This is a genomic window from Roseibium aggregatum (assembly GCF_014692675.1).
In the GTDB taxonomy this organism is placed as follows: domain Bacteria; phylum Pseudomonadota; class Alphaproteobacteria; order Rhizobiales; family Stappiaceae; genus Roseibium; species Roseibium aggregatum_C.
This window is the reverse complement of record NZ_JABFCZ010000016.1, coordinates 88,060-105,032: the sequence shown is the minus strand read 5'-3', so window position 1 is coordinate 105,032 and position 16,973 is coordinate 88,060. Positions and strand designations below refer to the sequence as shown.

18 protein-coding genes are annotated in these 16,973 nt (G+C 61.4%); 7 read left to right on the top strand and 11 right to left on the bottom strand.

All coding sequences use genetic code 11. The annotated features are described in order from the left end of the window. Positions 1 to 94: 94 nt before the first annotated feature. On the bottom strand, positions 95 to 718 hold the full coding sequence (locus tag HK439_RS15325) for a histidine phosphatase family protein (RefSeq protein ID WP_190292395.1): 624 nt from the start codon (positions 716 to 718) through the stop codon (positions 95 to 97). Between the two features lie 114 nt (positions 719 to 832). Continuing rightward, the gene (gene fabI, locus HK439_RS15320) at positions 833 to 1,651 is read right to left on the bottom strand and encodes an enoyl-ACP reductase FabI (RefSeq protein ID WP_190292394.1); all 819 of its coding nucleotides are present in this window, start codon (positions 1,649 to 1,651) and stop codon (positions 833 to 835) included. A gap of 168 nt (positions 1,652 to 1,819) precedes the next feature. Between fabI and HK439_RS15315 the strand changes: the two genes are divergently transcribed. Together HK439_RS15315 and HK439_RS15310 are read left to right on the top strand one after the other, a co-directional pair. Continuing rightward, a complete protein-coding gene (locus HK439_RS15315; RefSeq protein ID WP_190292393.1) occupies positions 1,820 to 3,232 on the top strand; it encodes an FAD-binding oxidoreductase in 1,413 nt (470 codons plus the stop codon). 234 nt (positions 3,233 to 3,466) lie between these two features. Continuing rightward, positions 3,467 to 3,904 carry a glyoxalase superfamily protein gene (locus HK439_RS15310; protein ID WP_190292392.1) on the top strand — a complete coding sequence of 146 codons (438 nt, stop codon included), beginning with the start codon at positions 3,467 to 3,469 and terminating at the stop codon, positions 3,902 to 3,904. Positions 3,905 to 4,169: 265 nt separating this feature from the next. Here the strand turns inward: HK439_RS15310 and HK439_RS15305 are convergent, their stop codons facing one another. From HK439_RS15305 to HK439_RS15290, 4 genes are all read right to left on the bottom strand, one after another. After that, positions 4,170 to 6,269 carry a vWA domain-containing protein gene (locus HK439_RS15305; RefSeq protein ID WP_190292391.1) on the bottom strand — a complete coding sequence of 700 codons (2,100 nt, stop codon included), beginning with the start codon at positions 6,267 to 6,269 and terminating at the stop codon, positions 4,170 to 4,172. After that, on the bottom strand, positions 6,266 to 6,805 hold the full coding sequence (locus tag HK439_RS15300; protein ID WP_190292390.1) for an RNA polymerase sigma factor: 540 nt from the start codon (positions 6,803 to 6,805) through the stop codon (positions 6,266 to 6,268). The genes HK439_RS15305 and HK439_RS15300 overlap by 4 nt, the downstream gene beginning before the upstream one ends. Positions 6,806 to 6,906: 101 nt before the next feature. Beyond that, positions 6,907 to 7,734, bottom strand: coding sequence for a methyltransferase domain-containing protein (locus tag HK439_RS15295; protein ID WP_190292389.1), 828 nt, complete (start codon positions 7,732 to 7,734; stop codon positions 6,907 to 6,909). Positions 7,735 to 7,816: 82 nt separating this feature from the next. Then, the gene (locus HK439_RS15290; protein WP_190292388.1) at positions 7,817 to 8,578 is read right to left on the bottom strand and encodes an SOS response-associated peptidase; all 762 of its coding nucleotides are present in this window, start codon (positions 8,576 to 8,578) and stop codon (positions 7,817 to 7,819) included. Positions 8,579 to 8,699: 121 nt separating this feature from the next. On the opposite strand from HK439_RS15290, the gene HK439_RS15285 reads away from it, so the two are divergent. The 4 genes from HK439_RS15285 to HK439_RS15270 all read left to right on the top strand — a co-directional run bounded on the left by HK439_RS15285 (position 8,700) and on the right by HK439_RS15270 (position 10,617). Then, on the top strand, positions 8,700 to 9,212 hold the full coding sequence (locus tag HK439_RS15285; protein ID WP_190292387.1) for a hypothetical protein: 513 nt from the start codon (positions 8,700 to 8,702) through the stop codon (positions 9,210 to 9,212). A 51-nt stretch (positions 9,213 to 9,263) separates the two neighbouring features. After that, entirely contained in the window at positions 9,264 to 9,695 is a 432-nt protein-coding gene (locus HK439_RS15280) for an NUDIX hydrolase (RefSeq protein ID WP_190292386.1), read from the top strand. After that, a complete protein-coding gene (locus HK439_RS15275; protein WP_328804173.1) occupies positions 9,692 to 10,156 on the top strand; it encodes a TIGR02301 family protein in 465 nt (154 codons plus the stop codon). The genes HK439_RS15280 and HK439_RS15275 overlap by 4 nt, the downstream gene beginning before the upstream one ends. A 188-nt stretch (positions 10,157 to 10,344) precedes the next feature. Then, the gene (locus HK439_RS15270) at positions 10,345 to 10,617 is read left to right on the top strand and encodes a hypothetical protein (RefSeq protein WP_190292385.1); all 273 of its coding nucleotides are present in this window, start codon (positions 10,345 to 10,347) and stop codon (positions 10,615 to 10,617) included. Positions 10,618 to 10,679: 62 nt separating this feature from the next. On the opposite strand, the gene HK439_RS15265 is transcribed toward HK439_RS15270, so the two are convergent. Continuing rightward, a complete protein-coding gene (locus HK439_RS15265) occupies positions 10,680 to 11,297 on the bottom strand; it encodes a LysE family translocator (RefSeq protein ID WP_209011842.1) in 618 nt (205 codons plus the stop codon). A gap of 191 nt (positions 11,298 to 11,488) precedes the next feature. Here HK439_RS15265 and HK439_RS15260 point away from each other — a divergent pair, with 191 nt between their 5' ends. Beyond that, on the top strand, positions 11,489 to 12,178 hold the full coding sequence (locus tag HK439_RS15260; RefSeq protein WP_209011841.1) for a hypothetical protein: 690 nt from the start codon (positions 11,489 to 11,491) through the stop codon (positions 12,176 to 12,178). Here HK439_RS15260 and HK439_RS15255 read toward each other — a convergent pair. From HK439_RS15255 to HK439_RS15240, 4 genes are all read right to left on the bottom strand, one after another. Continuing rightward, a complete protein-coding gene (locus HK439_RS15255; protein WP_190292383.1) occupies positions 12,157 to 12,855 on the bottom strand; it encodes a class I SAM-dependent methyltransferase in 699 nt (232 codons plus the stop codon). The two genes, HK439_RS15260 and HK439_RS15255, sit on opposite strands and share 22 nt — an antisense overlap. Continuing rightward, the gene (locus tag HK439_RS15250) at positions 12,839 to 14,113 is read right to left on the bottom strand and encodes a DUF3419 family protein (RefSeq protein WP_190292382.1); all 1,275 of its coding nucleotides are present in this window, start codon (positions 14,111 to 14,113) and stop codon (positions 12,839 to 12,841) included. The genes HK439_RS15255 and HK439_RS15250 overlap by 17 nt, the downstream gene beginning before the upstream one ends. A 149-nt stretch (positions 14,114 to 14,262) precedes the next feature. After that, positions 14,263 to 15,423, bottom strand: a complete 1,161-nt coding sequence (locus tag HK439_RS15245) for a L,D-transpeptidase (protein WP_209011840.1) — start codon at positions 15,421 to 15,423, stop codon at positions 14,263 to 14,265. A gap of 581 nt (positions 15,424 to 16,004) precedes the next feature. Beyond that, positions 16,005 to 16,841: a helix-turn-helix domain-containing protein gene (locus tag HK439_RS15240; RefSeq protein ID WP_190292380.1), complete on the bottom strand. Its 837-nt coding sequence runs from the start codon at positions 16,839 to 16,841 to the stop codon at positions 16,005 to 16,007. Positions 16,842 to 16,973: the final 132 nt, after the last annotated feature.

Genomic DNA, 16,973 nt, shown 5'->3' with positions numbered 1-16,973 from the left:
GGTCCGGAAACCGTTGGCGCAAGCGATACGGCATGACGCCCGTCAGCTCAAGACCCGGTGTCGCGTTCCCGCGGCAAAGGGTTTCCGACGAGGCTCAAATTTCCTCCAGCCGTCCGTCACGCCAGATGAAGACGACGTCCTGTGGTACGGGAAGTTTCGGCACGCGCCGCTTTTCAAGACCTTCCAGAAGGCCACGCAGGACCCGGAACACGCCGCCATGGGCCACGACGACACTCGGCCGGTCGACCGTCTCGAGCCATCCGCCGATGCGCTGCGTCAGCATTTCGTAGCTCTCGCCGCCGCCGGGCGGGACAAATCCCCATTTGTCGGCCCGCCGCCTCTCAACGAGCTCCGGAGCGGTTTCGGCGATTTCCTCCAGCGTGCTGCCTTCCCAGGAGCCGAAGGTCAGTTCCTTCAGCCGCTCTTCCAGGCGATAGGCCCCCGGCGCCAGACCCATTTCGGTCCGGGCAAGTTCCATGGTCATTCGGGTGCGTCCCAGAGGCGACGCCATAAAATCCAGTTCCGAAGGATCGATCCGCGCATTTTCGAGAAAGGCCTTCAGGCGCTGACCGTTTTGGCGGGCCTGCTCCACGCCCGTCGCGTTCAGCGGGATATCCTTCTGCCCCTGCATGCGGCCTTCCGCATTCCAGTCGGTCTCGCCGTGGCGAAGGAAAATCAGGAGACCCGGGTTGTGCAAACGCGGCAGGACGGTCGTCATCGAAAAAACCGGCAGAGTGATCTGGGCGGCCCTTGTGTTCGGCTCGGAATGGCAGGAATGGATAGCTAATCAGAAAAATGGCCGGCAAACCGGCCATTTCAAGAGAGCGCAGGATCAATCCTTGACCACGGCAATGTCGGGCGCGTCGACCGCCTTCATCCCGACAATGTTGTAGCCGCAGTCGACATGCTGGATCTCGCCGGTCACGCCGCGGCTCAGATCGGAAAGCAGGAACAGGGCACTGTCGCCGACTTCCTCGATCGTGACCGTCCGGCGCAGCGGCGAATTGTATTCGTTCCACTTCAGAATGTAGCGGAAGTCGCCGATGCCGGAAGCCGCCAGGGTCTTGATCGGACCGGCCGAAATGGCGTTGACGCGGATGTTCTTCGGACCGAGGTCCATGGCCAGATAGCGGACGCTGGTTTCAAGGGCTGCCTTGGCAACGCCCATGACGTTGTAATGGGGCATGACCTTTTCCGCGCCGTAATAGGTCAGCGTCAGGATCGAGCCGCCCTCGGTCATCAGCTTCTCCGCGCGCTGGGTGACGGCGGTCAGCGAATAGCAGGAGATGTCCATGGTGCGGGCGAAATTCGCCGACGTGGTGTCCACGAACCGGCCGGTCAGTTCTTCCTTGTCGGAAAACGCGATGGCGTGAACGACGAAGTCGATCCTGCCCCATTTGTCTTCCAGAACCTTGAAGACAGTATCGATGGTTTCGGCCTCGGTCACATCGCAATGACCGACCACGAAAGCACCGAGCTGTTCGGCGAGAGGTTCCACGCGCTTTTTCAAGGCATCGCCCTGATAGGTCAGAGCCAGTTCGGCGCCCGCGTCGCTGAGGGACTTCGCAATGCCCCATGCAATCGACTTGTTGTTCGCCAGGCCCATGATCAGTCCGCGTTTGCCGCTCATAAGTCCGCGCGTTTCCGCCATCGTCATCTCCAGAAGGATTCCCTTAACCACCCGAGAGGGCAGCTTCCTATGGCATACCCCCCCTGTTCCTTCAAGCCGGACCCTGTGGAATGAACGGTCGACGCGCGCGATCCAACCAACTATGTTGCCGGCCAAATTCACCCAATCCAAAGACGAGGATCCGCGCTCATGGAGCGAAACTCCCATGCCGACCGTTTTGCCGAGATCATTGGTGCCGGCAACGTTCTGACCACCCCGGAAGACAAGGCGCCCTTTCTGGTCGAACAGCGCGACCTTTACCGCGGCACGGCGCCCATGGTGCTGCGCCCGGGCTCGACGGAGGAAGTCAGCGCGGTCCTGACCTATGCTTACGAGAACGGCCTGAAGATCGTTCCGCAGGGCGGCAACACGGGGCTCGTCGGCGGTCAGATTCCTACGGAAACCGGTGATGAAATCGTGCTTTGCCTCGGCCGGATGAACAAGGTCCGCCATGTCGATCCGGACGGGTTCACCATCACGGTCGATTCCGGCGTGGTGCTGGAGACGCTGCAGAACGAAGCGGAAAAGGTCGACCGGCTGTTCCCCTTGTCACTCGGCGCCCAGGGCTCCTGCCAGATCGGCGGCAACATCTCCACCAATGCCGGCGGCACCGCCGTGCTTGCCTATGGCAACACCCGCGATCTGGTTCTGGGGCTGGAAGTGGTGCTTCCCAACGGCGACATCTGGAACGGTCTGCGCACCCTGCGCAAGGACAATACCGGTTATGATTTGAAACAATTATTTATCGGCGCGGAAGGGACGCTCGGCATCATCACCGCTGCTTCCCTGAAACTATTCCCCAAGCCGAAAAAGCTGGAAGTCGCCTTCATCGGTCTGGCCAGCCCGCACGACGCGCTGAAGCTGTTTTCCATCACCAAGGCGCAGGCAGGACCGGTGCTGACAGGCTTTGAAATCCTGCCGCGCATCGGGGTCGACTTCTGCGTCGCCCACCTGGACGGCGCCCGCGATCCGCTGGAAGGCACCCATGACTGGTACGTGCTGATGGAACTGTCCAGCGGCTCGGAAGCCTTTCCGGTTCGCGACCTGATGGAATCGATCCTCGGCGAGGCCTTCGAGGCCGGCCTCGTGGAAGACGCCGCCTTCGCCCAGAGCCTGGCCCAGGTGAAGGACTTCTGGCACATCCGCCACGGCATGTCGGAGGTTCAGAAACACGAGGGCGGCTCGATCAAGCACGATGTCTCCGTGCCGGTCGCCTCGATCCCGGCGTTCCTGGACAAGGCCATGGCCGCCGTGACCGAGTTCGTTCCGGGCTGCCGGCCGGTTCCCTTCGGCCACCTCGGCGACGGCAACATTCACTTCAACGTCAGCCAGCCCCTCGGCGCGGACAAGGAAGACTATCTTTCCAAGTGGGACGAGATGAATGCCATCGTCCACGGGATCGTCCATGACTTCCACGGATCGATTTCCGCCGAACACGGCATCGGGCGCCTGAAGCGCGACCTTTTGAAAGGCGTGAAGAGCGAACTGGAACTCGACCTGATGCAAAGGGTCAAGGCCGCCTTCGATCCCAAGGACCTGCTCAATCCGGGCCGGGTTCTCTAGACCAGGCAAACGCAATCCGGCGTCCGGCATTGACAAAAGCCGGACGCCTTCCTATCTGGGCATCCGGGCAGAAGGTCCCGGCCGCTCGCGGGTGAAAGCCCTTGGTGAAACCTTCCCGGCAGAGAATTCGTTTTTGAATGCCTGCCGGCTCAATCAGCCTTTGCATGTTCATGCAGGCCGATGGCAATGCGAGCCCCGTCGAATGCGCCTGTGACGACATGAAAGGCGTTAGCAATGTCCCTACCGACGATTTCCGAGCTCAAGGCTCAGGCGAAAAGATTACGCACGGCCGTTCCCGTGGTGGACGGCAAACCGCTCGGCCACGGCCTGGCACTGGAACTGGTTGCCCGGCAATACGGCTACCGTGACTGGAACACCCTGCACGCGGCTGCCGGAAACGGGCCGAAGGTGCTGCTGTCGCTCGGCGACCGGGTGAGCGGAGAGTATCTGCATCAGCCGTTTACCGGCGAAGTCATCGGCGTGGCGGCCGTTGGTGCGAACGGGCACCTGCGGGTGACCGTCCGCTTCGACGAGCCGGTCGACGTGGTGACCTTCGACAGTTTCTCCGCCTACCGGACCCGCGTGACCGCCACGGTGGATGAATACGGCGTCACCGCCGCCAAGACCTCCGACGGCGTCCCCCATATGCGCGTTCGCCGTCTGGCGAGCTAGTCGACAAACAGGAAGCCCCTGCCCTTTCAAGGACAGGGGCTTATTCTGCCGGCGAAACTCTTCCTCTCCAAAGTCATCCCGGCCAAGCGACAGCGCGAGCCGGGACCGGAGAGGTAGAAGCCTGTCAAATTCGGTAAGGCTGATCTTACGAAGACCCCGGCTCTCCGGTTCCGGGTCTCACTGGCGTTCGCCCGGGATGACCAAATCGAAGTTTATTTTTGGGCACAGTCCCTGCCCTCTATGGGCAGAGACTGTGCTTTTTCTTCTACTTCTTCAGAGGTTCCATCGCCCCGGCACTCTTGGCGAGACGAACCAGTTCCAGGAACGATCCGCGGTAATTGTAGGGATCGTTACCGCGGGCGGATGCCGCCAGGGCGAGCACGTCGTCCAGGCTGTAGGTACCGGTGTATTTGCCGCCCTTCAGGATCTCGCCGAAGCCGGCCACCGCCGCGGCAAAGCGCGTGTCGTTGGACGCATCCGGGATCTTGTCCTTGACCGCATCCGCGCCGATCGGGGTCGTGATCAGCTTGCTCACGTCCTCATCCGGCAGCTTGTAGCGGATCTTCAGGAACGCGATCTCGTCCGTCGTGTCCGCCGATGCGGGCTTGGCCTCGCTCTGGTAGCGCAAGGGTTCGATCAGGGCGCCGGACGCCGAAGCCGGGCGGAATTCGTAAAGCGCCGTTACCGTATGGCCCGCACCGATATCGCCGGCATCGACCTTGTCGTTGTTGAAGTCCTCACGCTCCAGCTTGCGGGTCTCGTAACCGATCAGGCGGTACTCGCTGACCTCGGCCGGGTTGAACTCGACCTGGAACTTCACGTCCTTCGCGATCGGGAACAGGGTGGAACTTGCCTCGTCGACGAGTACCTTGCGCGCCTCGCTCAGCGTATCGATGTAGCTGGCGTTGCCGTTGCCGTTCTGCGCAAGTTCCTGCATCAGCAGATCGTTATAGTTGCCGCGTCCGAACCCGAGCACGGACAGGGTCACGCCGGTGTCGCGCTTGCGCTCGACGAAATCCTTCAATTGCTCCGGATCGCTGATGCCGACATTGAAATCGCCATCGGTCGCCAGGATCACCCGGTTGATGCCGGTCTTGTCCATATGTTCTTCGGCAAGCTGGTAGGCCTGACGGATGCCCTCGCCGCCAGCGGTGCTGCCGCCGGCCGACAGATTGTCGAGGGCGGCCATGATCTTTCCGGTCTCGGACGCCTTTGTCGGTTCCAGAACCGTTCCCGCACTGCCGGCATAGGTCACGATGGAGACCAGATCATCGGGCCTGAGATTGGAAACCAGCATCCTGAAGGCCTGGCGCAGCAGCGGCAGCTTGTCCGGCGCATCCATCGACCCGGAGGTGTCGATCAGGAACACCAGATTGGCCTTGGGGGCCTCCGCCCGCTCGATCTCGTAACCCTTGATCCCGATCCGCAGCAGACGGGTTTCCGCGTTCCAGGGCGTGGGCATGATGGAGACATCCGCCTTGAACGGCTGGCTCCGGTCCGCGGGCACCGGATAATCGTAGTCGAAGTAGTTGATCATCTCTTCGATCCGGACCGCGTCCTTGGGCGGCAGGACGCCCATGTTCAGAGAACCGCGGATGAAGGCATAAGAGGCTGTGTCGACATCTGCGGAGAAGGTCGAGACCGGGTCATCGGCGACCCGCTTGACCGGATTGTCGGGCACATTGGAAAAACGGTCCCTGCCCTGGTCCTGATAAACCGGGGTCAAAGCGTCCGTGCCTGGCGCGATATTGGACGAAACCAAACCGCCGACGGAGCGAAGCTCGCGTGTCTTCTGCATCGAACGAGCCCGTCCGTCGGTCATTTTGCGGGCCGCCAAGGACGGTGCGGCCGCCATCGGGGCAACGGCACCCGATGCAGGAGCGGCAGAAGAGTCCGCCGCGACATCATAACTGACATCGGGTTCAGCCAGTTCTTCCATCGGCGGCGCCGGCACCGGCACTTCGGACTCGCCCGAATGCAAGCTCAGCAATCCGCCTCCGGCCGACGCCGGCTGCTCCTGCTGCTTCCCGCGCCATGAGGACAGACCCGGCAGGTTCCCGGAGTTCAGATTGACGACGAGGACGATGGCGGCCAGGCTCACGCTGCCGGCCAGAATGTAGGATAGTCTCGAACGGGTCAGGGTCATGGAAAATCTCCTCAAGATCCGAGCCGCAAATTCACCGGCTCGTGTCTTGAGACGCACGGGCGCCGCCGATCCTTGGCCGGCGGTTTCACTTTTTTCCTGTTCAAGCTCCTCGAACTGAAGCATTGCCGCGTGGATCGCGGCATGGCGCGCATCAGGATCGGGATCGCTTGCCCGTTCCTGGCGGAAGGCCGCCTTCAGTTTTTCCAACTCGTCCGTCATGAGTCTGCTTTCGCGATGGATTTGAGTTTTTCTTTCAGTTTCGACATGCGCCAGGAAATCGTGGTTTCCTTCACCGACAGGATTTCAGCGGCTTCCGCATGGGTTCGTTCCTCGCCGATCACCAGGATCGCCGTCTCGCGAAGATCTCCGCCAATCCGGTCCAGGGTGTCGTAGAGCCAGGCGGTCTGGTCTTCGCCGTCGTCGCGGGCGTCGCTCTCCAGCCTGGCAAGGACCTCAAAACCGTCGGAAGCCCGGTCGGCGGACGCCCTGCGCCTGTACATGTCCCGGGCTGCATTGAAGACAACCCGGTAGAGCCATGTTGTGAACTTCGCCTCCCGGCGAAAACTCTGCAGCCTTTTCGGCAGAGAGGCACAGATATCCTGCGCCAGATCCTCCGCGTCCTCGCGCAGGCCGGTAAGACGGAAGGCCAGCCGGTAGACCAGGTCATAATGGCGTTCGAGCAGGCAGCGGAACGCACCCGCGTCGCCTGCCGCGGCCCGTTCGGCCAGATCCTCGTCGTTCGCCTGCGTGTCCATCTTGAAAGTTTAGACGAAACCGCGCGGCCGATCCTTGGCTATCGGACAAAATATTTTTCAACAAGATCGGACTGGCCGGGTTTAACCGGTCCTCAAAGCCATCAGGACTTGCGGGCAACCACCAGATGGCCCGGCACAGGCTCGCCGTCTTCCAGCCGCACCGTGATCGGGTCGAAGGCGAGGATTTCGAACCCGGCTTCCGCCAGACGTGTCCGCAGATAGGCTTCCCCTTGCGCGAAGCGCTGCTTCGGCCCGACCATGTAGGGCCGGCCCTGCAACACGTCGTCGGCCAGGGTTTCCGTCGAAAAGGCGAAATAACCGCCCGGGACCAGCCGGTCGGCGGCTGCTTTCAGGATCGGCTCGACCGCGCCGAGATAGGGAAAGACATCCGTTGCCGCGATCATGTCCCAGGACGGACGGCTGCCGTCGTCTTCCTCGAACTCCTCCAGGAAAGACACCGCTTCGCCGACATAGAGATCGTCATAGACCTCCCGATCGAAGGCGAGTTCGACAATACGCTCGGACAGGTCGACCCCGGTCAGATGTTTGGCGCAATCGCTGAAGGCCACGCCCGTGAGGCCGGTGCCGCAGCCCAGATCCAGTAGACGTTCGAACGGACCGATGCCGAGCTGGCGCACCTTTTCGCGCAGCATCAGCGGCACGCAGTAGCCGAGCTGGTCGACCAGAATGTCGTCGAACACGTCCGCGTTCTGGTCGAACAGGGTTTCCACATAGGCGTCGGGCATTTTTTCCGGCGTGTCGCCCCGGCCCATGGCGGCCAGGCGGATCGAGACCCCGCCGGTATCGGACGGATCCAGCTCAAGCGCTTCGCGATAGGCCTTCGCCGCGCCTTCCAGGTCGCCGGATTTCTCCAGATCGAGCCCCCGGTTATAGACCTCGGCCAGGGCATCCTCGTCGATGTCGCTCATGTGTCCGCTTTCCATTGATGATCGGAAGACCCGGATAGTCGAGGCTCGGCCGTTTGAACAGGGCTTTTTCCGGGCCGCGTCGTTAAAAGAGATCCATCTGCCCGTCGCCGGGCTTCGATGCTCCGGCGGAGGCCCGCTTCGGCTTTTCAGGCTTCGAGGCTTGCGCAACCGGTTCCTCGGGTTCGACCTCGCTTTGCAGGTCCGGGTCGTCGTTGGAGACCTTGTTCACTCTCGGCGAAACTGGAACCGCGGTCAGGTAGTCCTCCGGCGCCGGCACCAGCATCTTTGTTGCGTCCCGCGCCATGACATTGCCCGTGTCGAGCCAGTCGTCGAAGGCTTCCGGCATCAGGATCGCCGGCATGCGGTGGTGGATCTGCCCGATGGTCCGGTTGGCGGTGGTGGTCAGCACCGCGCCGGTATCGATGTCGCCGCCGTCCGGATCGGACCATGTGTCCCACAAGCCGGCGAAGGCCATCAGGCCGCCGTCTGCCGGGCTGATCCAGTAGGGCTGCTTGCCCTCCGGCGTCCGGCGCCATTCGTAAAAGCCGGAGGCCGGGATGAGGCAGCGGTGGTGGCGCATGGCGGCCCGGAACGAAGGCTTTTCGGCTGCGGTTTCCGCGCGGGCGTTGATCAGGAGCGAGAAGCTTGCCGGATCCTTCACCCAGGACGGCACCAGCCCCCAGCGCACCAGCGCGAACCGGCGCTCGCCATGCTCCATGCGAACGGTCGCAATCGGCTGGGTCGGCGCGATGTTGAAGCGCGGGGGGAAATTCGGCAGATCGATATAGGCAAAGAGCGCGCGAACATCCTCGGGAGTGGCTGTCAGGCTAAAGCGGCCGCACATGTCAGATCCTGTATCCGGGTCTCCTTGAGCCCGTCCGAAACGGGACTCACCCCTTAAGTTAGGCAATTGGCAACAAAGACATACTAGTTTGGAACAGTAGTTTAGCCGTTGGGGGAAAAGTATGGAATCCGAAGATCCAGTTCTAGGCGCCGGTATCCTGGCAGCCGACCGGCTGGAACGGGCGAATATCAATCCCACCACCGGGCTGGCGACGGACTACCTGAATCATTTCAACGAAGTCGTCATGCTGCTCGAGATGCTTCCGGCCATGCCGGATTGCGCCGAGGATGTGCTCGAATGGGAACCGATCGACTACGAATCCCATTTCGAAAACTCCAATTTTTCCGAAAAGCAGCTGGCAATCACCGCCTATCACGCGGCTCCCGTCAAGCTTCGGACCCACCTGGAATCGCGGGTTGCGCAGATAGATGCCGCGGTCCTGGCCGCCCAGGAGAAATTGCGCAGTGTTCCGGATCCGAGCATGGTGGCAACCGAAATCGCGGAAGCCGCCACCCATGTGATCAAGCCGCTGATCTCCGTTGCCAGCGGCGTCATCCACGGACATGTGGAGCCGATGGAGACAGCGCCCGAAGGCGAAGCCGCCCAGGCGGAAATCGATGCCATGTTCGCCTGAGGCGTCCCGGAGCGATGGAACCGCCGGGCGGGCTGTGGCACAAAGAACGGCATGAGTGTATCGCGCCACTACCCACCCGTTCCTCTTCTCGGCGTCAGCGTCGTTTGCCACCGCAATGACGATGTCCTTCTGATCAAGCGTTCCAAACCGCCCTATCAGGGGTGCTGGAGCTTGCCCGGCGGTCTTGTCGATCTGGGCGAACCCCTGAAGGTGGCGGCCGAACGGGAACTTCTGGAGGAAACAGGCATACGGGCGGATCTCGGTGCGCCGGTCGACACGTTCGACAGTATCCACAAGGATGGCGACGGCCGGGTCTCCTCGCATTTCGTTCTGGTGGTCTTTTCAGGGCCTTATGTGTCGGGCACCGTGGGTGCGGGCGATGATGCCGCGGATGCCGGCTGGATACCGCTTTCCGGCCTCGATGACCTCGATACGACCCCTGGTACGCCGCTGCGCATCCGCCGGATCCTGGGGCTGGAGTGATCTCCTTACCTTCGGCGCGATACCTCTTGCGCGGCGATGCGGGCCATGTGCATCATCCGGCCATGACGCTTCTGCTTCGCACCTTCACGATTGCCGCCTTCTGGGCAGGTCTTGTGCTTGCGGCCTCCGCTGCGCAGGCGCAGGCGGCGCAAGGCTCCGAGCCGCCTTACGAACAGGACCTTTTACGGCTTTCGGAAGTCATGGGCGCGCTGCATTTCCTGCGTCCCTTGTGCGGAAATGACGACGAGCCCTCCTGGCGCGACCGGATGACGGCGCTTCTCGACACGGAAGTTGTGGAAGAAAACCGGCGGCGGCGCTTCATTGCCCGGTTCAATCGCGGATATCGTGGTTTCTCAACCGTTTACCGAGAATGCACAAACTCCGCGCGTCTCGCTTTGAGACAGTATATATCCGAGGGCGAAGCGATCATCGGCGACGTTACCAGCCGCTACGGGCGGTAATTCAGACCTCGCGCCCGAACTCTTACCGATTGGTTAACCTTTTTCGTCAATTTTGTGAATGCTTGTTAAGTTTGCGTTCACGGTTGGTTATCCTCGCGGTTCGCCGTGCTAGGATTTTTATCAAGAGATTCGAAGGGCTTCATCGGCCGCGGATTTGGCCGAGATGGTAAAAACCGGTAAGGGAACGAATGATTAACGACGAATTCAGTGATGCGGCGATGGAAGCGGAGTTTGCCGAGGACGAGGACATCCGGCGCGCCGCTCTGGGCTTTATTTCGGATGCCTGGGCCGAAGCCATCGCCTGCGGCGTGGATGCGGACGCGGTCGCCCATGCGGCTATGTTTACAGCTCTGGCCGATCTTGTCGCGACCTATGGCGAAGATGCGGTCGCCAAGCTGGCGGAAGGGCTTCCCGACCGGATCCAGCGCGGCGACTACACGGTCAACCGCATCCTGCAGTAATCGGCTTTATCACGAGATAAAAAGGCCGGCGCATTGTGCCGGCTTTTTGTTTTTTTAAAGCATCAGCCGAACAGGTCGAAGACCAGGTCCGCGCCGATGACGAGACCGAAGGCGATCAGGATATACCCGGCAATATGATTGGCCCGGTCGAGCCAGTGATCGTCTATTCTTGCTGAAAACCGGGTCACGACCGCCGAAAGCGCCGCCCACCAGGCGGAGGCTCCCAGCGCCACTCCGAGAACCATCGCCAATGCGCCGGAATGGTCACCGGGTTGCGGACGCCAGTGTCCCAGGCCGCCGACAATTGCCACATAGGCCAGCACCACGCCCGGGTTCGTGAGAACCATGAAAAACGCCGCCGTGACCTCGCCCCAGATTCCCTTGACGCGGCCGCCGGTCTCCCGGTCCAGATGCGGATGGGTGTTCATGATTTTCAGGCCGAAGACAATGAGCAGGATCGCACCGGCGGTCTTGATCAGATCGAATTGGCCTTCGACGAACCGGGTGACTGCGGAAACGCCGAAAATGGCCGCCGCCGCATAAATCGAATCCGCAATGACTGCCCCGAGTCCGACGTACAGCCCCTGGCGGAAACCTCTTTGAGCGGCATGCTGGATCGCCATGATATTGACCGGTCCGACCGGGGCGGTCGTAATGAGGCCAATGACAATTCCGATCACGGCGAATTCCAGAAAACTCAAACCCCCGGCCCTTTTTCTGCAAGCTTGTCCTGCCTGTCGATACCGCCGCAACGGGCGGATGACAAGAATGGATGTGCGCTGCGGGAATATCTGTGGTCAGCAGGGTTCGTTTGCGTGTATTGAAAAGGCGTCATTCGCGACCCGAGGGAGAAAGCGCCGTGATTGTCCGCTTGAGATGTTTGCTGGCCGTTGCAGGTCTTGCCCTTGCGATCGGCCTGCCCCATGCGGCCAGCGCGAAAACCGTCAAAACGGATACGATTACCGTCAACCCGGCGCAAGCACCGGGTGGACCGGATATCCCGGCGGGCGACGTTCCTTCCGTGACCCAGTCCGCTCCCGATGACACGGAGCCGGCAGCCGAATCCGGCGCTCCTGCAGGCCAGGATCAGGCAGAATTGCCCGAAGTCCTTTATGATCTCGGCCGGTTGCCACCGCCGGTGGCCCGCATGCATGCCCAATTGCTGGAAGCCGCCCTGGGAGCCGATTTCAACCGCCTGCGCATGGTCCTGGAAAGCAACGAGATGCCGCCGACCCTGTCGCTGACGGAAATCGGCGATCCGATCGAATTCCTGAAGGAAAACTCCGGCGACCCTGACGGACTGGAAATCCTGGGCATTCTCGCGGACACGCTGTCGGCCGGCTTCGTTCATGTGGATGTGGGCACGCCTCAGGAAATGTATATCTGGCCCTATTTCGCCCGCTATCCGCTGAACCGCCTGACGCCACAGCAGAAGGTCGAGATGTACCGGCTGATCACCTCCGCCGACTTCGCGGAAATGGAAGACTATGGGGTCTGGCTGTTCTACCGGGTCGGGATCGGCAAGGACGGAACCCTGCACTACTTTGTCGCGGGCGAGTAGCCGGCCGGCCGGCTGATTTCCGCGTAGAAGGCGTATCCGCGGTATAGGCCCGAGGCCTCCAGTCCAGCTCCGTATGCTTCGGACAGCTGTTCGAGTTCCCGCTGCAGGTCCGCGCGCGGGCTGACGTGAAACTTCGCTAGCCACAGGAACAAAAGCTTTTTGAAGAGGCCCGGCAGCCGCTGCTGCTGGCCGAAATCGACCACCGAAAGGCGCCCGTGCGGAGCAAGCCGGGCCATGCCGGCTTTGAGCGCCTCGCGCCAGACCGGGATCATCGACAGGGTATAGGAATAGATGACCCGGTCGAAGGCATCGGGACCGAAACCGTCGGCCGCAGCCGGGTCGGAGGCGTCGCCCTGGCGGAGCGTGATCCGGTCGCTGAGGCCTGCACGGGCAATGTTGTGCCTTGCGGTCTCAAGCATTTGTTCGGAAATGTCCACCCCGAAATAACGGGCGTCCGGGTAGCGTTTCGCCGCCGCGATCAGGTTGCGGCCGGTGCCGCAGCCCAGTTCCAGCACGGTGGCGCCCCGGGGCAACTGAAGGCGGTCGATCAGACGGTCGCGCCCGAGAAGGTAATATTTCCGGGTCAGATCGTAGAAATGGCGCTGGTTGCGGTAGACCGCATCCATCAGCCGCGCCGTTTCCGCGGTCGCCGCCGGCGATTTATCCGTTAAAGACATACAGATGGAACCCGCCATAGATCGACGACCGGTCCTTCCGCCCGAGCCGCAGGCTTTCTGCTTCCTCATAGGTCCAGCGGTCGAGGGTCTCGTCCGCGACCCGGCCGGGCAGCAGCGTCGGCTCGGCGGCGGTGCGGAAGATCACCCGCGCGCCCGGGCGCGCGGTCCGGGTGATTTCGCTCCACAGCGCGTTGAGCTGGGCATCGGTCATCCAGTCCTGGGCGTCGAGCAGGACATAGGCGTCGAGACTGTCGTCAGCTTCGCCGTGCAGGTGCTCGGTGAAATTGCGGTTGAGAACGCGGACGCGGTCGGCCCGCTGACGGATATCCTCGAAATGTTCCCGCTTCAGATAGGGCGGCAAGGGACCGGATTCTCCGGTCGACTCGCCGGATTGAGGGGCGTAACCGCGGCTGAAGGCCTGCCAGGCGAAATAGTTATCCTGGATGGAAAAATCGCAGGCGAGCTTCTTCAGGCGTCCCTTCAAGACCTCCGACATGTTGCCTTCCGCGCTTGCCGAAACCAGGGCGTCATATTGCGCCGGCGGAATGCCGAGACCGTAAAGCGACATCTTCTTCGACGTCGCCCAGCGCACCAGGCGCTTGTCGAACAGCGGGGCAAGAGCCGTCTCGAAATAGCTGCGCTGTTCGTCGATCGAACGGGCTTTCAGGAAATGCCTCGGATCGATGCCATAGCGCTTGGCGATAAAATGGCCGATGCCGATGAAATAGCCGAGCAGCCCATGATGATAGAGGTCGCGGGAAAACAGCGTGATCCGCTTGCGGCCCCAGCCGACCAGATCCCGTCCTTCCCAGTAGGCCCGGGAGTCGTCGTCAAGTTCGTCGCGGAGGAACCGATTATAAGCGGCGATATTCGCCTTTTCGTCAGCCTCGCCGAAGAACCGGTAGAAACTGTCGTAGTTCGGCAGGCGTTGGGCCGCCAGCAGTTTCAGCCGGCCGAGCGCCACATGCGCCCGGTTGAGATCGACAGCGGTGATTTCCGCCGGATCCGCCGTCAGGTAGGACATCACGTTGCAGCCGCCGGAAGCGATCGTCACCATGCGCGACTGCGGCGTCAGCTTCAGCGCCTCCATGTCGACGTCCGGATCTTCCCAGATCTGCGGATAGACGAGGCCCTTGAAGGCGAAGGTGAACAGGCGTTCCAGGATACCGTCGCGGGACGCCGCTTCGGACCTGTGAACGGCATTCTTCAACCGGGCCTTGGAGGCACTGAGGGTGTCTGCACGCGGACTGGGCGTCATCGTTCTCTCCGATTCGGCGCACGTTTTAAAAGTCACGATGCGATACGGGAGAGAGACGACAGTTTGGTGACGCTGCGGCGATTTCGATCGCCAAACAGCAAAAAGGCCGCCTTTGACGGGCGGCCTTTTTCACTCGAAAGGAAGTTCGCTTACTTGGTGACGACGACGAAGTCCGTACCGAGACCCGTGTTGCGGGCGAAGGACCGGTCCGTCACGATCAGGGACGAGCCCGGGGTCAGCATGGTGGACAGGTCACGGCGGACCTTGTCCGACAGAACCACCCGGTTCAGGATTTCCGTCGGCGTGCCGTACTGCTCGCCTTCCGCAGGCACCACCATCCAGTCGACATGGGCATCGCCCTGCTTGAAGTCGAGTGCGGTGAAGACGAAAGTCCCGATCTTTTCATTCGGATCCTTGAGCGTGACCGGAGCTTCGTAGATGTCCTTGAAGCTGCGGCGGATGCGCAGGGTCGCGTTCTGACCCTTTTCATAGCCGGCATCCTTGTACACCCGGTTGACGAGCGCCGTGGTCACCTGTCCGGTCACCGGCAGATCCGCGCCTTCCTGGAACAGGCTGATGGCTGCGCGGGTCTTGCGGCCGATCACACCGTCGACCGGACCGGCGTCAAAGCCCATCTTGTTCAAGAGGCTCTGCAGCGTCTTGTTCGCATTCGGTTCCTGGTTCGGAGTGATGATCATGCGAAGCGGCTTGTCGAAATCCGGATTTTCCGGAGTGAGCGTTGCCAGTTCCGCATCCGCATCGGTTGCGGCGACCGTGCCGCGGAGCGCCGGATCGGCTGCAATGGTTCCAGACGACAGGCTCGCGACCGGGGTGCCCACCTGCATGGGCTGCGGCAGAACGGCGTGGCGGATCGGTTCCGGCTCCGCCGTCTCCTTGGTCACCACCACGTGGAGGCCGCGTTCGGTCATGCCGAACAGGTCCTTGGCGAAGTCACGCGGCAGGCGGATGCAGCCATGAGACGCCGGATAACCCGGCAGGTGGCCCTGATGCATCGCAACGCCCGACCAGGTCAGCCGCTGCATGTAGGGCATCGGCGCGCTGTTATAGAGATTGGAAAAATGCTTGCGCCGCTTTTCCAGGATCGAAAACACGCCGGAGGGCGTACTGCGGCCGGCACGGCCGGAGGAAACCGGCGCCGTGCGGATCAGCTCCGTCCCGCGATAGACCCTGATCTTCTGGTCCTTCAGCGACACGAGCATCTGAAGCGGCGCATCGGCATCGGTTGCTTCGGCCGGTTTGGCGGCCTCCGCGTCACGCGCCAGTGCCGCACCTGAAATCGAAACGGCCATCAACGCTGCGGTGGCCAAGCCTGCAATACGCGCAGTCGCGCGGTCTGCGGCAAATGATTTTACAAAACCAATCATCCCTTGAGCCCTCTTACGCAAAACTCTTAAAAGCCCGAACGAACTTTTAAAGGCGACGTGTGTATTTTACGTTATGAGATAAGGTTATTAGGTCGTAAACTCATAAATGAGACTGAAATGGTATGAGCCGATTTGTTCGGATACAAGGCGCAAGTTCGCAGGAAACCGTCCGGTTTTCCAGAACTTGCAACGCTGTAGCCGGGCAAATCGGCCATATCCCGAAGGGACGCCGAAACGGCTTAGATCTGCTGCGTCGAACCGCTCAACCGGGCATAAAGCCCGCTTCTCGCGTCTCTCCTTGCAGCTCTTTGCCGTTGCGGTGCCATTCCAGCCTCATTTATGAGTTTACGACCTAAATTCGTGAGCAAACCTCGTCCTGATCCAAGCCTCCCATAATGCCGCATGGGAAACTGTAATAAACATCACAGCTGTTTGTTTTGGCTCGGAAATGGCAATCCGCTCGTCAGGCGTGCCCGCAAAGCAACACTATTAAGCCTCTTACCGGCTCAGATCATTGCTTCCACGATATCCGCGACCGATCTGGCGTCGGTGTCGGAATCCCGGACCAGCTGGTCAAAATGATCGGTCAGGGCCCGGATCTGGCGGGTTTCCCGGAAAATCAGATAGTGCTTGCCGATATAAACGACGGCCAGCAGCGGTCCGAAGATCGTGAGGGGCGCGGAGAACACCACCTTGGTGTCATAAAGATAGAGCCGGAGCGAGGGGTAATTGTCGCGGCAATAGCGGGCGATATGCTCAATCTGCTCCTTGCGCGCCGCCTCCGGAAGACCGCGCCAGTAGCCCTCGCCGCGGGCCAGGGATTCCATCAATTCCCGTGAACAGCAGATCTCGTAGTCGGATCCCGGCCGGCGCAGCCATTCCGACTTGTCGCGCATGGAGGAGATCGCCTGTTCGGGCGTCTTGTCCCGGAAGGCGGCGTATTCGAACTCGAAAACCGCGTTCGTCTTCAGGATATCCGGCAGGGTCGCGGGAACATGGCGGATCTTGTAACCGGCCGCTTCGCGGTGCCATTCGTCGATCCGCGTGTCCGCGAAGGTGCGTTCGGCGTCCGTGATACGGAAGGAGGATTCCAGAAGATCCGCCGTCGTCTCGCTGCGCTCGGTCAGGCCCAGCAGCCAGTCGGCACTGACCGACAGCGCGGAGGCGCATTCGGCTGCCAGGTGCGCGTTCGGCAGGCGTCCCTCGCCTTCGGCCAGCAACTGGGCGATGGTCGAGCGGTCAACACCGCAGGCGCGCGCGAGCGCGCTGCGGCTCATGTCCCGCCTCGTCATGCCTTCCTCGAGCCGTTGCCGGAAGGTCTCCGCACGCTGCCTCTTGTCCATGATGATATTTTTCACCAAGTGGAGATAAATTTCAACAGAAGAGATAATATGTTGCGAATGTTCAGAATTCCCGTGGTTGGGCTCGCGCGGTTATTCCTCTGTGCATCGATGCAGATCAGGCAAGGGACTCGA

Excerpts from the sequence above, each read along its gene's own strand:
- HK439_RS15325 (WP_190292395.1), bottom strand. The coding sequence starts at position 718 with ATGACGACCGTCCTGCCGCGTTTGCACAACCCGGGTCTCCTGATTTTC.
- fabI (WP_190292394.1), bottom strand. The coding sequence starts at position 1,651 with ATGGCGGAAACGCGCGGACTTATGAGCGGCAAACGCGGACTGATCATG.
- HK439_RS15315 (WP_190292393.1), top strand. The coding sequence starts at position 1,820 with ATGGAGCGAAACTCCCATGCCGACCGTTTTGCCGAGATCATTGGTGCC.
- HK439_RS15310 (WP_190292392.1), top strand. The coding sequence starts at position 3,467 with ATGTCCCTACCGACGATTTCCGAGCTCAAGGCTCAGGCGAAAAGATTA.
- HK439_RS15305 (WP_190292391.1), bottom strand. The coding sequence starts at position 6,269 with ATGACGGACGAGTTGGAAAAACTGAAGGCGGCCTTCCGCCAGGAACGG.
- HK439_RS15300 (WP_190292390.1), bottom strand. The coding sequence starts at position 6,805 with ATGGACACGCAGGCGAACGACGAGGATCTGGCCGAACGGGCCGCGGCA.
- HK439_RS15295 (WP_190292389.1), bottom strand. The coding sequence starts at position 7,734 with ATGAGCGACATCGACGAGGATGCCCTGGCCGAGGTCTATAACCGGGGG.
- HK439_RS15290 (WP_190292388.1), bottom strand. The coding sequence starts at position 8,578 with ATGTGCGGCCGCTTTAGCCTGACAGCCACTCCCGAGGATGTTCGCGCG.
- HK439_RS15285 (WP_190292387.1), top strand. The coding sequence starts at position 8,700 with ATGGAATCCGAAGATCCAGTTCTAGGCGCCGGTATCCTGGCAGCCGAC.
- HK439_RS15280 (WP_190292386.1), top strand. The coding sequence starts at position 9,264 with ATGAGTGTATCGCGCCACTACCCACCCGTTCCTCTTCTCGGCGTCAGC.
- HK439_RS15270 (WP_190292385.1), top strand. The coding sequence starts at position 10,345 with ATGATTAACGACGAATTCAGTGATGCGGCGATGGAAGCGGAGTTTGCC.
- HK439_RS15255 (WP_190292383.1), bottom strand. The coding sequence starts at position 12,855 with ATGTCTTTAACGGATAAATCGCCGGCGGCGACCGCGGAAACGGCGCGG.
- HK439_RS15250 (WP_190292382.1), bottom strand. The coding sequence starts at position 14,113 with ATGACGCCCAGTCCGCGTGCAGACACCCTCAGTGCCTCCAAGGCCCGG.
- HK439_RS15245 (WP_209011840.1), bottom strand. The coding sequence starts at position 15,423 with ATGGCCGTTTCGATTTCAGGTGCGGCACTGGCGCGTGACGCGGAGGCC.
- HK439_RS15240 (WP_190292380.1), bottom strand. The coding sequence starts at position 16,841 with ATGGACAAGAGGCAGCGTGCGGAGACCTTCCGGCAACGGCTCGAGGAA.